At 62.0% G+C, this 13,472-nt stretch carries 8 protein-coding genes, 1 tRNA gene and 2 pseudogenes; 6 read left to right on the forward strand and 5 right to left on the reverse strand.

All coding sequences use genetic code 11. The features are described from left to right. Positions 1-27: 27 nt before the first annotated feature. Positions 28-605, reverse strand: a pseudogene (locus FPZ08_RS18405) (TetR/AcrR family transcriptional regulator). A 159-nt stretch (positions 606-764) separates the two neighbouring features. On the opposite strand from FPZ08_RS18405, the gene ahcY reads away from it, so the two are divergent. The 3 genes from ahcY (at position 765) to tsaE (ending at position 5,491) form a co-directional block, all read left to right on the forward strand. Further along, positions 765-2,165 carry an adenosylhomocysteinase gene (gene ahcY, locus FPZ08_RS18410; protein WP_146291672.1) on the forward strand — a complete coding sequence of 467 codons (1,401 nt, stop codon included), beginning with the start codon at positions 765-767 and terminating at the stop codon, positions 2,163-2,165. A gap of 459 nt (positions 2,166-2,624) precedes the next feature. Beyond that, complete coding sequence (locus tag FPZ08_RS18415) at positions 2,625-5,078, forward strand: sensor histidine kinase (protein ID WP_146291674.1); 2,454 nt, start codon at positions 2,625-2,627, stop codon at positions 5,076-5,078. After that, positions 5,075-5,491 carry a tRNA (adenosine(37)-N6)-threonylcarbamoyltransferase complex ATPase subunit type 1 TsaE gene (gene tsaE, locus FPZ08_RS18420; RefSeq protein ID WP_146291676.1) on the forward strand — a complete coding sequence of 139 codons (417 nt, stop codon included), beginning with the start codon at positions 5,075-5,077 and terminating at the stop codon, positions 5,489-5,491. Before FPZ08_RS18415 ends, tsaE begins: the two co-directional genes overlap by 4 nt. 120 nt (positions 5,492-5,611) lie before the next feature. Here the strand turns inward: tsaE and FPZ08_RS18425 are convergent, their stop codons facing one another. Continuing rightward, complete coding sequence (locus tag FPZ08_RS18425) at positions 5,612-6,082, reverse strand: methyltransferase family protein (protein ID WP_186767075.1); 471 nt, start codon at positions 6,080-6,082, stop codon at positions 5,612-5,614. Positions 6,083-6,187: 105 nt separating this feature from the next. On the opposite strand from FPZ08_RS18425, the gene FPZ08_RS18430 reads away from it, so the two are divergent. Beyond that, complete coding sequence (locus FPZ08_RS18430) at positions 6,188-6,493, forward strand: GIY-YIG nuclease family protein (protein WP_425457554.1); 306 nt, start codon at positions 6,188-6,190, stop codon at positions 6,491-6,493. Between the two features lie 290 nt (positions 6,494-6,783). Here the strand turns inward: FPZ08_RS18430 and FPZ08_RS18435 are convergent, their stop codons facing one another. Together FPZ08_RS18435 and polA are read right to left on the reverse strand one after the other, a co-directional pair. Then, complete coding sequence (locus tag FPZ08_RS18435) at positions 6,784-8,727, reverse strand: hypothetical protein (RefSeq protein WP_146291678.1); 1,944 nt, start codon at positions 8,725-8,727, stop codon at positions 6,784-6,786. Positions 8,728-8,799: 72 nt separating this feature from the next. Continuing rightward, a complete protein-coding gene (gene polA / locus FPZ08_RS18440; protein ID WP_146291680.1) occupies positions 8,800-11,715 on the reverse strand; it encodes a DNA polymerase I in 2,916 nt (971 codons plus the stop codon). A gap of 290 nt (positions 11,716-12,005) precedes the next feature. On the opposite strand from polA, the gene FPZ08_RS18445 reads away from it, so the two are divergent. Beyond that, entirely contained in the window at positions 12,006-12,437 is a 432-nt protein-coding gene (locus FPZ08_RS18445; RefSeq protein WP_246132706.1) for a response regulator, read from the forward strand. Here the strand turns inward: FPZ08_RS18445 and FPZ08_RS22460 are convergent. Continuing rightward, positions 12,434-12,787: pseudogene (locus FPZ08_RS22460) on the reverse strand (transglycosylase SLT domain-containing protein); the annotation flags it as partial. The gene FPZ08_RS18445 and the pseudogene FPZ08_RS22460 sit on opposite strands and share 4 nt — an antisense overlap. Positions 12,788-13,251: 464 nt before the next feature. Here FPZ08_RS22460 and FPZ08_RS18455 point away from each other — a divergent pair. Next, positions 13,252-13,328: transfer RNA gene (locus FPZ08_RS18455), tRNA-Arg, on the forward strand. Positions 13,329-13,472: the final 144 nt, after the last annotated feature.

Below are 13,472 nucleotides of genomic sequence, written 5' to 3' on the forward strand. Positions count from 1 at the left end.
GTATGGCCGGCCCGAGGGGTCGGTCGGTTAGTTGGAAAGGCGATTGAGCAGAGACGTGGTGATGACCCCGAACAGCTTGGGATCGTCATGGGCGCGCGCGGACAACATCCCGCCATGCACCGTGGCCATGAAACTCTCCGCCTCGGCTCGCGGCGTGGTCGAGGCGCGGAAAATGCCCGCTGCGGCGCCGCGTTCGAATGCCGAGGTCAACCAGGCCGACAGGGTCTCGAAATGCAGCCGCACTTCGGCGGCCACGGGGGCGGCAGCGCCGGAAGTTCGCTGGCCAGAAGGGCGCAGATGCAGAAGGGGTCGCTTGCATCCGCAATGCATTTTTCCCAGTAGCCGACATAGTTTGTGAGCTGATCGCGCGGATCACTGGCCGTCCGCTCGAGCGCGGCAAAGCCGGCTTTGGCGTCTTCGCGATAGCGCTGGACCAGGGTGCGAACCAGATCGACCTTGCTGGGGAAGTGATGGTGGATGCTGGCCTTGCGAATGCCCACCACTGCGGCAATGTCGGCATAGCTGAAACCGTTATAGCCGCCCTTGGTGACAAGGGTGCGGGCGCAGGCAAGGATGTCGTCGGCAGTGGAAGAGGGGTTGCTCATGAGCAGTTATCTACCTAGTGGTAGGTAGATAGTCAAGCCTTGATATGGGTGGCGGGGCTTTCACGAGATATAAGCATTTCTTTATATCCCGGTTGATCCAAGGCGCGCCCTTGCGTATAGCAGGAGGCACACCCCAATTGTCATTGCCGGAGCATTCTGATGAGCCAATCGACCGACTATGCGGTCAAGGATATTTCCCTCGCTGCCTTCGGGCGCAAGGAAATCGAGATCGCCGAGATCGAAATGCCCGGCCTGATGGCTATCCGCGAGGAATATGCCGCCGCCCAGCCGCTCAAGGGCGCCCGCATTGCCGGCTCGCTCCACATGACCATCCAGACCGCCGTGCTCATCGAGACGCTGGTGGCCCTGGGCGCCGAAGTGCGCTGGGTGAGCTGCAACATCTTCTCGACCCAGGATCACGCGGCCGCGGCCATCGCCGCTGCCGGCATCCCGGTCTTTGCCCATAAGGGGGAGAGCCTGGAGGAATACTGGGCCTTTACCGATCGCATGATGGATTGGAGCAATGGCCAGACCCCCAACATGATCCTCGATGATGGCGGCGACGCCACCATGTATATCCTCACCGGCGCCAAGGCCGAGAAGGACATTTCCATCCTCGACAAGCCGGGCAATGAGGAAGAGGAAATCTTCTTCGCGACCATCAAGAAGCGCCTGGCCACTTCGCCGAATTTCTTTTCGACCATTCGCGCTGCCATCCGCGGCGTGTCCGAGGAAACCACGACGGGCGTGATGCGGCTCTACCAGCTCCATGCCCGCGGCGAGCTGCCCTTCCCGGCCATCAACGTCAATGACTCCGTCACCAAGTCCAAGTTCGACAACAAGTATGGCACGCGTGAATCGCTGGTCGACGCCATCAGGCGCGGCACCGACGTCATGCTGGCCGGCAAGGTTGCCGTGGTCTGCGGCTATGGCGATGTGGGCAAGGGTTCGGCCGAAAGCCTGCGCGGCGCCGGCGCCCGCGTGCTGGTGACCGAAGTCGACCCGATCTGCGCCCTGCAGGCGGCCATGGAAGGCTTTGAGGTCGTGACGCTGGAAGAGGCCGCTCCGCGCGCCGACATCGTCGTCACCGCCACCGGCAACAAGGATGTGCTGACGCTCGACGACATGCGCAACCTCAAGGATATGGCCATCGTCGCCAATATCGGCCATTTCGATAACGAAATTCAGGTTGCCGCGCTCCGCAACTTCAAGTGGACCAATGTGAAGCCGCAGGTCGACCTGGTGGAAAAGCCCGACGGCAAGCGCCTGATCCTGCTGTCCGAAGGGCGGCTGGTGAATCTGGGCAATGCCACCGGCCACCCCAGTTTCGTCATGTCGGCGTCGTTCTCCAACCAGACGCTGGCGCAGATCGAGCTGTGGACCAATGGCGAGAAGCTGGAAAAGAAGGTGCATGTGCTGCCCAAGCATCTCGACGAAAAGGTCGCCGAACTGCACCTGGCCAAGCTGGGCGCCAAGCTGACCAAGCTGACCAAGGACCAGGCCGACTATATCGGCGTGAGCCAGAACGGGCCGTTCAAGTCGGGCGAATATCGGTACTGATCGGCTGCGTATGAATAAGGCGCCCGTGGCTTTGGCTGCGGGCGTTTTGTTTGGGATACCCCCTCCTAACCTCCCCCTGATAGGGGGAGGAATCTGGCCGGTGGTTGGGGTAGATCGCGCCAAAAGCTCGATCTGTTCCTCCCCCTATCAGGGGGAGGCTAGGAGGGGGGTATGAGAGCCCCAATGCCGGCATTGACCGCCCGTCGGACGTTTCTGCTTCGTTCTCCGTCAATCCCCGATATCGATACTTTGCCCCTCATGCACAGGCATTAAGACTCTTTTAGCCGATTCCCTGGGCCGGTATGGTCAGGGTGATTCGGCCGCTGGGGGACACGCGGTCGGTTCGAAGCGGACCGGATTCCCTGTGGACTCCGCGTTTGGTCCCTTCGCTCGAGTTGAAGCGTACCGGTTGCTCCGCAGCCGGGCTGGCAACAATGATTTTGACCTAGAGGGCAGCGCATGGCGCCGGATCGGTTCCGGAAGCATTGGGGATTCGCAGCACTGGCGGCGGCCCCTCTTACCCTGATGACGGCGGTCCCCGCCCTCGCACAGGGTCTCAATGCGGCAAGTTTCGCCAGTGCCGCGCCGCTTGCCATCGCGGTCGGCGCAGGCGCCTTCGCGCTGTTGGCCATGGCCGTGGTGCGCACCATGCTGGCCGATGGCAAGACCGCCCGCCGCCGCGCCGCCGGACAGATTGCCGGGCTGCGCGCCATGGTCGACGAATACGAAGCGCTGCTGTCAGGCACGCGCGAAGTCACCGTGCTGTGGACCGAGAACAGCGAGGGCGCGCCGCGCCTGCTCGGCCAGGCCGCCTCGGTGCTGCCGCCGGGGCGCCAGCCCGAAAGCGTGCTCAATTTCCCCTCCTGGCTGTCGCATGGCGATGCCGACAAGCTGGCCCGCCTGCTCGAAGACCTGCGCGTGCATGGCCATGCCTTCGCCGTCAGTCTCGATGCTCTCGATGGCCGCCTGATCCGCGCTGATGGCTGGGTGCTGGGCGGTGGCGCGGCCATGCGGCTGCGGCCCGCCTTCCTGCAACCGCAATCCGAACCGGCTTTGGCGCCGCCGCCCGCCACCGGCGATCTTGCCAGCATCCGTGCCCTTCTCGCCTCGCTCGCCGACCCGGCCTTCATCCGCAGTCGCGATGATCGCCTGGTCTATGCCAACCAGCCCTACCTGCAACTGGCCCGGGCGCTGGGCAAGACCGGCAGCGAAGCAGCGCCGCCCGAACTGCTCGACACCGCCCAGTTGCGCCAGCACCTGCTCGATTGTGCCAGCGCGGACGAGCCGGAAGCCATGACCATCGCCTGGCCGGGACAGGGCGCATTCGAGCTGGTGGAATGCGCCATTGCCGGCGGCCGGGCCGGCTATCTGCGGCCCCAGCCCGAGACAAGGCCGGCCGAAACAGGCCTGGCCCATATCGGCGGCATCATCGGCGCCCTGACCACGCCCATCGCCATTTTCAATGCCAGGCGCGAGCTGATCCAGTTCAACGAAGCCTATGCCAGGTTGTGGAATCTGAGCCCCAAATTCCTGGTACCCGGCCTCGATGAGCGGGCCATTCTCGACAAGCTGCGCACCGATGGCATGCTGCCCAATCAGGTCGATTACCAGACCTGGCGCAGCCAGCATCTGCAGTCCTATACCCGCAAGACGCCGCATGAAAACGAGCCCTGGCACCTGCCTGACGGCCGCACCATCAAGGTGATTTCGGCGCCATCAGGCCCGCAGGGCGGCGTGATCTATGTCTTTGAAGACATTACCGAAAGGCTGAAGCTGGAAAGCACCAACAAGGCGTTTTCCAATGTGCAGCGCGAAACCATCAATGCGCTGAGCGAAGCGGTGGCCGTGTTCGGCACCAATGGGCGGCTGACCCTTTCCAACCCGCGGCTTTCGGCGCTGTGGAAGCTGTCGAGCAACGAATTGGGGCAGAACCCCCATATCGACCAGATCGCCGAAGTCAGCGGCCGGGTTATCCCCGAGGACGGCGCCAGCATCTGGCGCGATCTCAAGCGCGGCATCATCGATCTCAACCCCACCCGCTCCGACCAGACCGGGCGGCTCAACCGCTCGGACGGGCGGCTGCTCGACTATGCCATTACCCGCCTGCCCGACGGGCAGACCATGATGACGTTCCTCGATGTGACCGAAAGCGCCAGCTATTCCAAGGTGTTGAAGGAACGCAACGATGCGCTGGTGGCGGCCGACCTGCTCAAGGACGCCTTCGTCGAGAACGTGTCCTACGAATTGCGCTCGCCGCTGACCAATATCATCGGCTTTGCCGACCTGCTGGCCGGCAGCGAGGGCGGGAGCCTCAACGAGCGGCAGCGGGCCTATATCGACTATATCCGCGCCAGCTCGGTGACGCTGGGCGTGCTGATCGACAACATTCTCGACCTGGCCTCGGTCGATGCCGGCATTGCCGAATTGCGGCCGGAACTGCTTGATATTCCAACGCTTATCGACAAGGCGCGGGCCGGGCTTTCGGCGACTTTCCCCGAAATATCGGGCGAAAAGCCGATCAATCTCGTGGTCGATATCGAGGACGGCATGCCGCCCTTCATCGCCGACGGCACGCGCATCGTGCAGGTGCTCTATAACCTGCTCAGCAACGCTGCCCGCTTCTCGCCGCCCGGTGGTGAAATCCGGCTGTCGGTGAGCCAGCGGGCCGACCGCATGCTCTTCGTCATTGAGGACGAAGGCCCTGGAATCACTGACGAAATGCGCGCCGCCATCCAGACCCGCATCGATACGCCGACCGGGCGCCAGCGCGGCGCTGGGCTGGGGCTGGCCATCGTCAAGACCTTCGTCAACCTGCATGGCGGCACGATCTCGGCCGAGAAGCGGGAGCCGCGGGGCTCGCGCATCATCGTCAACCTGCCGCGCGACAGCGCCATGGCCGGCGTGGCGGAATGAGCCGGCTGCTGGCCGACGACGCCGCGACCGAGGCGCTGGGCGTAGAGCTCGCAAACGCCCTGAAACCGGGCGATCTGGTGGTGCTGGAGGGCGATCTCGGTGCCGGCAAGACGGCTTTGGCGCGGGCCATTATCCGCGCTCTGGCGGGCGATCCGATGTTGGACGTGCCCTCGCCCACCTTCGCGCTAGTGCAGCCCTATGACACGCCGCGCGGGCCGGTTTTGCATGCCGATCTCTACCGGCTGGGTGATGCCCGTGAGGTGGATGAACTGGGGCTGCTCGACAATCCCGAAGCCATCGTGCTGGTCGAATGGGCGGCGCGGGCGCCCGAAATCGTGGCGGCGGCAACGGTCACGGTGAGCCTCGCCATCCCGCCCGGCGGGGTGGGGCGCGTGGTGACGGTGTCGCGTTAACGCGTCGGCCTTAGTGCTAACGGACTGTTAGCATCGAGCACAACCGGGTGCTGCATCCGACGCGGCAGAGTGCGCCTGCCGGGCGGGCAGAACCCGCGTGATCCGTCGGGATTTTCGCCTCTAGAGCCAGCGGCGCGTGGCGCCGGCATAGGTGAACCATTCGGCACCGAAACCCTGGGCCAGCCTCGCCTCCTCATGCGGCACGACGAAGCGGTCGAGCAACAGCCAGAGCAGCGGCAGGCCGAGCAACGCCCATTCGAGGCTGAGCGCCAGACAGGCTCCGGCCAGCACCAGCAGCAGCCCGATATAGAACGGGTTGCGGCTCCACCGGAACGGACCCGATGTCACCAGCGCCTCCGGCACCGCATTGGGCCTGGTAGTCGTTCCCGCCGCCGTCAGCGCCTGCGCCGCAAGCATTTCGAGCGCGAAGCCGCCAAGGGCGAGGATCACGCCGGCCCAGGTGAGCGGCGCGGTGAGCCCGGCCGGTGGCAGCAGCGGCAGCGGCGCGACGAAATCGAGCAGCAGCACGCCGGCAACAACCATGGCGGCATAGGCATCGGGGATAAGTGGCTGGCGCGGGGTTTCTGGCATGGCTCCATGATAGGCGCGGCAGGGCGCCGCGCGCAAACGGGGCGAGTATGGCACGGGCGTGGAGGGCGGGGATAAGCCGATGTTGCCGGCGCGGTGGCGCCATGCTTGTCTCGGTTTATGGGGCGGGATTACTTCGTTTACCTCATCACCAACCGCAAGCATGGGACGCTTTATACCGGCGTCACCAATGATCTCGTTCGTCGCGTGCATGAACATCGCGAGGGACTGGTCGATGGCTTCAGCAGGAGGCATGGCTGCAAGCATCTGGTCTGGTTCGAGATACACGGCGATATCGAAGCCGCCATCCTGCGCGAGAAACAGGTCAAGAAATGGCTGCGGCCATGGAAGGACGCGCTGATCGAGCAGACCAACCCCGATTGGCGGGATTTGTGGTGGGAGATCATCAAGTAGTGGAGGCCCTTCACCCGAAACCGTGTGTGCGGGGACATGGATCTGTGGACATCAAGCCCGCCACCCGCTCGATGTCATCCCGGCCTTGAGCCGGGATCCATCCTGAAATGGTCGGTCTGGTGCGGTGGTCGTTCGATCCACCTCGCGGCCGTGGCACGATCTCGGGATGGGCCCCGGCTCAAGGCCGGGGTGACACCGTGGGTGGGGAGGCGGTAGTGGTCGAGCGGCGCGATGCAGAAAGGGCCCCGCTCCCGTGGTCGCAAGTGCGCCGGGGTGACAAATTGCGGGCATTAATTCCCTAAGTCGTTGAGCAATATTTCGAAGAAAGCCGCATTTCGCTTTTCTGCATCCGAGACTAACTTGTCAAATCCAAAAACTTCAACAAATACATCAAACTCCTCGTGATATTTGTACAGTCCTCGTTTGTCCCATGTTTCATCAAAGTCATAACGCTTGGCCAAGGATCGCAGTGATGGCTCCAAGTCTGCAACAATAATTGCAGTAATTGGGGTGGCGGTCGGAATATCGATAGTTTTGCCAGAAGTAGTCAAAAACGACTTTCGGCGTATGGGGTCCGACCCCTCCTTGCCAAAGGAATAGTCATCCCTGCCAGGGCGTTTGAATTCAACGATAACGACGCTGGTATTACCTTGGCCACCCGTGACGTAACACTCATCGTAAAACGCTATGTCAGTCACTTTGTCGCCTAATTGGCGACGGCCACCATGCAATGTACGGTCACTAGAGATATAGGAGACAAATGCGAGGCGCTCATCAAGCATCCAGAGGTTGTGCTGGAATTGTTTGGCGCTAACAGAGTCTTGGTGTCTCGGGAATATTAGCTGATGAAATGCGTCTTCTCGTGTCATCGTGCCATTGTCATCGGCGCCTCGTAAGCGGTCGGCGATTTCGATTACTGCCTTTCGGTGCACGATGTATTCTGCAAGAGCATCTCGGTACGTATCCGAAACGCGTTGGAGCAACTGGCTTTTTCGTTGGTCAAACAGGTCCTTATCCGCAATTGTGTTCTGAACATATGCCGTCCATCTACGTTCCTCGCGTAGTCTTTGGACAGCTAGGTCGGAAACGAAGTTTTCTTGTCGCCAACTGTTAGGCTTAGATTTCACGTAGTCAGCTACCGTTGATCCACTCAGGCCGTAGCGGAGCAAAGGGTGTCGCTGAAGAAGATCAACCACCGTATCGCGTTGGTCATCTTTAATGAGTTCGTGTTGGGCGCTTTCGGTTTGCAATATTGCTTCACAGGCAATGTCAACAATGGTGGCGATTTGATCTTCGTCGACCTCGAGAGCGGTTCGTGCTTGGTTTGCGTGTGTATCAAGAAATGTGCCTGAAAGAGTGGCAATTACGACGTACTCTGTTCCGTCAGGCCTCTGGAAAGCAGAGCGGCCAATTTTGTTTTCTATCGCTCGTCCAGCACCCAGCAGGCGATTGTCAGCAAAGAAAAGCAATGTGTGCTTTGAAAAGGGTTTTCCTCGCTCGACGCGTGACACGTCGCATCTGAGATCGTGCGAAACGCCCTCAATTTCCACAGCAAGCAAGTGGGTTTGCTCGTGCTTGAAAGTCTTTGCGAAATGATCACGAAGGTTATGGTGCTTTCCTTCAACCTCGACCACGGTCTCCGGCATCCGACCGTCGACTAGGTAGGTAAGGAAATTGCTTGTCAAATGATCGAGAAGTTTCTCTTCCGATACAGCCTCCCACTGGCGATGGTAGGTCGGCCGGACGCTTTCGTATGTTACCGCGCACCCATTTATATACGGGAATTCGGGCTCCAAAACTAACTCGGTAATCTCTTCGTCTTTGGAAACGTCAAATACAAACGCCCTGGTCAGATCTTGGCCATCTTCATTGTACCGCGATTTGTATTGAATGCTTTCAAATACTTTAAAAGCGATAAAGCGGCCGAATCCTTTTCCGCCGCGGCGCAGCTTATTTCCGGTGAATGGAGTTCGGAACGCACGAAAATTCGTGTCATTCAATCCAGCTGCGTTATCTGTGATAGCCACCGAAAACTGTTCAGGCGTAGAACCCTTTGAAAAGGCAAAGGTTAGCTTCCCCTGGGTAGCAACATGATCAGCGCCCAAGTGCTCAATTAAAGAATGTATTGAATTTGAGCCGGCCTCATATACCGGCAGTAGAAATGAATCGAAGCTACCTGAAAGATGCGTTCTCTCTAATACAGCAGCCATGTCTGGCTTGAGTAGGTGGGTCATTGGTCCCCCTCACCAATGTTTGAGAGCGTTAGTGTATTCGAGACCAGCGTTAATGCAATGAACTATCTCGCTTCAATGCGCCCCGTCCCAGTCCCGTGCCGCATGCGCATCAACCTGGATGGGCACGGTTAGCCGCACCGCCGGTTCCGCCGCCCCCTCCATCACCTTCTTGATGACCGGCATGGCCACTTCTTCCGTACCCTCCGGCACTTCGAAGATCAGTTCGTCATGCACCTGCAAGAGCATGTCGGCTTCGATGCCGGCCTGTTTCAGTTCCGGCTCCATGCGGATCATGGCGCGGCGGATGATGTCGGCGGCGGAGCCCTGGATGGGGGCGTTGATGGAGGCGCGTTCGACAAAGCTCCGTTCGGCGGCGTGGCTGGAATTGGCGTTGGGGAAATTGATCTTGCGGCCGAAAATGGTCGAGACATAGCCGTCGGCTTTCACGCGGCGGCGCTGGGCGTCCATATAGTCCTTGATGCCGGGGAAGCGCTCGAAATAGGTCTTGATGTAGTCGCCGGCCACCGAGCGCTCGATGCCGAGCTGGTTGGCCAGGCCAAAGGCCGAAATGCCGTAGATGATGCCGAAATTGATGGCCTTGGCGCGGCGGCGCACGTCCGACGGCATGCCTTCGACCGGGACGCCGAACATTTCCGATGCCGTCATGGCGTGAATGTCGAGGCCTTCCTCGAAGGCGTCCTTGAGGGCCTGGATATCGGCGATATGGGCGAGGACGCGCAGCTCGATCTGGCTGTAGTCGGCCGAGATCAGCAGCTTGCCCGGCGCGGCGACGAAGGCGGTGCGGATCTTGCGGCCGTCTTCGGTGCGGACGGGGATATTCTGCAGGTTGGGATCGTTGGACGAGAGGCGCCCGGTCAGCACCGAGTGCTGGCTATAGGTGGTGTGCACGCGGCCGGTGCGCTGGTTCATGTATTCGGGCAGGGCATTGGTATAGGTGCCCATCAGCTTGGTGAGCTGGCGCCAGTCGACAATGGTGCGGGCCAGCGGAATGCCCTTGGCCGCGAGGTCTTCCAGCACATCGGCGCCGGTGGACCAGGCGCCGGTCTTGGTCTTGGTGCCGCCCTCGAGCCCCATGCGGTCGAAGAGGATTTCGCCGAGCTGCTTGGGCGAGCCGAGGTTGAAATTGCTGCCGGCCAGTTCATAGGCCTCGGCCTCGAGGGCGGCGGCGCGCTGCGCGAAATCGCCCGAGAGGCGGGCGAGAATCTGCCGATCGACAGAAATGCCGCGGCCTTCCATGCGGGCAAGGACCGGGGCCAGGGGCCGCTCGATGGTTTCGTAAAGCGTGGTCATGCCCTCGGCGGCGAGGCGGGGCTTGAGGATGCGCCAGAGGCGGAGCGTCATGTCGCTGTCTTCGGCGGCATAGAGCGCGGCCTTGTCGATCGGTACCTGGGCGAAGGTGATCTGGCTCTTGCCCGAGCCGATCAGGTCCTTGATCGACTGGCCGGGCACGCCCAGCCAGTGATCGGCCAGTTCGCTCATGGTGTTGAATTGCGGGCCATCGAGCGAATAGCTCAGCAGCAGCGTGTCATCGAGGCTGTTGACCGTGACGTCGTAGCGGGCCAGCAGGCCCAGGTCGTATTTGGCATTGTGGAAGATCTTGAGGATCGCCTTGTCGGCCAGCAGCGGCCGCAGCATGTCGAGCGCCTGGCGAATATCCATCTGGCCTTCGGCGTGGCCACCGCCGAATATGTCGCCTTCGCCAGTGCTGTGGCCCAGCGGCAGATAGGCGCCATTGCCGGGCTGCGTAGCGAAGGAGAGGCCGACGAGATCGGCGGTCTGATTGTCGAGGCCGGTGCTTTCGGCATCGACGGCGACGAGACCTTCCTTGTAGGCGGCGTCGATCCAGCGCTGCAGGTGGTCGGCATCGCGGATGATCTCGTAGGCCTCCTTGTTCCAGGGGATGGCGCGGGTCGCCTCATGCATGGCGGCGGCATGCAGCACGACGGGCGAGCCGGCGCGGCCCTCGGCCTCCTGCCTGGCAGCGCGGGCTTCGGAGCGGGCCTCGTTGTTGAAGCCGATTGGCGAAGCGGGCACGGCGGCCAGTTCCGGATCGGCCTCCCAGGCGTCGGGATCGGCGCCGATCAGCCCGCCCAGGCGCTTGGTGATGGTGAGAAATTCCATCGCCTTGAGGAAGGGAAACAGTTTGCCCGGCTCGATGGGCTGGCGGGCAAGGCCATCGAGGTCGATCTCGACCGGGACCTTCTGCTCCAGCGTCACGAGGCGCTTGGAAATGCGGGCCAGCTCGGCATTGGCGATGAGCTTTTCGCGGCGGGCATTCTGCTTGATCTCGCCGGCGCGCTCGAGCAGGGTTTCGAGATCGCCATAGGTATTGATCAGCTCGGCGGCGGTCTTGACGCCGATGCCCGGCACGCCGGGGACATTGTCGACGCTGTCGCCGCACAAAGCCTGGACGTCGATGACCTTGTCGGGCGAAACGCCGAACTTGTTGAACACTTCCTCGACGCCGATCCAGCGGAGGGGCGGCTGGCCGGGGCGGGGAATGGTATCGAGCAGGCGAATGGAGCCATCGGGCTCGACCAGCTGCATCAGGTCCTTGTCGGAGGACACGATGGTCACCTTGCCGCCGGCATCGCGCGCCTGGCAGGCATAGGTAGCGATGATGTCATCGGCCTCCCAGCCCTCCATCTCGATGGAGGGAATGTTATAGGCGCGGGTGGCGGCGCGGGTCAGCGGGAATTGCGGCACCAGCTCGGGCGGCGCCGGGGGCCGCTGGGCTTTGTATTCGGCATAGAAATCGTCACGGAAGGTCTTGCCGGAATGGTCGAAGATGACGGCCATGTGGGTCGGCTCGTCCTCGCCCTTCAAATCTTCCATCAGCTTCCACAGCATGTTGCAGAAGCCCTGCACGGAGCCCACCGGCAGCCCGTCGGACTTGCGATTGAGCGGGGGCAAAGCGTGAAAGGCGCGGAAGATATAACCCGAACCATCGACAAGCAGCAGATGCATGAAACCGATTCCGTCGTGAACGAAGGCTGACTTTAAAGCATCGGGCGGAAAAGTGGGAACCGGTTTTCCGCCGGTAGGCGACGGCGCGGCAAAAGGGTGGGGACGACGCGGTCTTAGTTCCACCTTGTTTGTGTGCCCTTGGTTAGACATCGCGGCCGCCGACGCTTATGCTTGGCCGTGCCGGCTCATTTGCTGCCGAGAGCAGGTCCGTCCCGAAGGCCATCTTTACGACACGCGATGACGGCGTTTGTTGTTGGCCAAGACTGCAGCCGTCTTCCGAAAGTCCCGCTATGGTGGACTCCCAACGACGCACGACCATTCTGGTCGTGGACGATGACGCGCTGATCAATATCGGCACCGTCGACATGCTCGAGGACCTCGGGCTGCGGGCGCTCGAGGCCTATTCCGGCCGCGAAGCCCTCGATATCCTGGAGCGCGGCGACAGCATCGACCTGCTGATCACCGACTATGCCATGCCCGGCATGACCGGCGTGGAACTGGCGGACAGAGCGCGTCAGCTGCGGCCGCATCTGCCCGTGCTGCTGGCCACCGGCTATGACGAGCTGCCGGGCGGCGAGATGAGCGACCTGCCGCGCCTCGGCAAACCCTTCCAGCAGGCCGAACTGCTCGCCTGCCTGCAGCGCGCGCTGGCCGCCGGCCAAAGCCGGGCGGGTCATGACAATCTCCTGGAGGATGCCGAAGGCAGCCGCCTCACGCTCTAGCGCAGGCCGGATTCTTCGAGCAGGCCGGCGCGCTTGGCGTCGTAATAATAGCCGCGGGCATAGAAACGCACGGCCTGGTCCTGATTGCCGCCGGCGGTGACATAGGCCCCGGCGAGGTACCGTACGGCATAACGCAGATTGGTCTCGGCATCGAGCAGGCCGGCGGGCGAACCGCGATAGCCCATGCCGGTGGCAGTGGCGTGGCTGATCTGCATCAGGCCGTAATAGGGGCCATTGCGGGCGGCGGGATTGTAATTGCTCTCGCGCACGATGACGCGGCGCACCAAGGCCTCGGGCACCGCATATTGCTGGGAATAATGGGCGATCAGCGGATCGAGCGAACTATCGGCATAGCCGAGCGCGGTAGGCGCCTCGGGCACCACGGCCGCATCGGGCACATGGCCTTCCGGCGTGGCGAAATTGGCCAAAGCGGCGGTAGCCGGACCGGGCGCTGGCTTGAGCGCGCTCATCGAGCAGCCCGATACCAGCAGCGCCAGCACTATTGCCGCGCCTGCCAGTCTTGCACCATTCCCGATCGTCATTGCCTTAGCCATGCCGTTGCTCTAGCCGATTTTCGCTTTCCGCGCGATAGGGCCCAATCGCGGCAGCAGAAAGGCAATTTGGTGGCATTGCCCCCTGTATGGACGCGATTGTCCGCCACCTCGCCCGGTTTCCGCGTCTCCGATGCCCGGCGTGCGTTCGAGCTCTGCCGCGACGCAAGCGCGGGGATTGCCACAAAACGCCCGTTGCGCGCATCACCCTCTTTGGTTAGGTTGCGCCCTGTTCAGCCGGGGCCCCGCCCCGCGTGACGGATGCACCCGTAGCTCAGCTGGATAGAGCGCTGCCCTCCGAAGGCAGAGGTCGTGAGTTCGAATCTCGCCGGGTGCGCCAAAAGTTTCGATATTTCAGTTACTTAGAGGCCATGGTGGCGAGCGGTGCGTTCGTGGCAAGCTCCGCGTAAGCGCCAGGCGTCGGTACTTTGCCAAAATCGAGGCACTGATCCTGATGGAAAAAGTCGCCACCCCCCTGATTCCG

The sequence above is a fragment of the Devosia ginsengisoli genome (assembly GCF_007859655.1).
GTDB lineage: Bacteria > Pseudomonadota > Alphaproteobacteria > Rhizobiales > Devosiaceae > Devosia > Devosia ginsengisoli.

Coding starts and splice junctions, on each gene's coding strand:
- FPZ08_RS18415 (WP_146291674.1), top strand. CDS start 2,625: ATGGCGCCGGATCGGTTCCGGAAGCATTGGGGATTCGCAGCACTGGCG.
- polA (WP_146291680.1), bottom strand. CDS start 11,715: ATGCATCTGCTGCTTGTCGATGGTTCGGGTTATATCTTCCGCGCCTTT.
- ahcY (WP_146291672.1), top strand. CDS start 765: ATGAGCCAATCGACCGACTATGCGGTCAAGGATATTTCCCTCGCTGCC.
- FPZ08_RS18435 (WP_146291678.1), bottom strand. CDS start 8,727: ATGACCCACCTACTCAAGCCAGACATGGCTGCTGTATTAGAGAGAACG.
- FPZ08_RS18445 (WP_246132706.1), top strand. CDS start 12,006: ATGGTGGACTCCCAACGACGCACGACCATTCTGGTCGTGGACGATGAC.
- FPZ08_RS18425 (WP_186767075.1), bottom strand. CDS start 6,082: ATGCCAGAAACCCCGCGCCAGCCACTTATCCCCGATGCCTATGCCGCC.
- tsaE (WP_146291676.1), top strand. CDS start 5,075: ATGAGCCGGCTGCTGGCCGACGACGCCGCGACCGAGGCGCTGGGCGTA.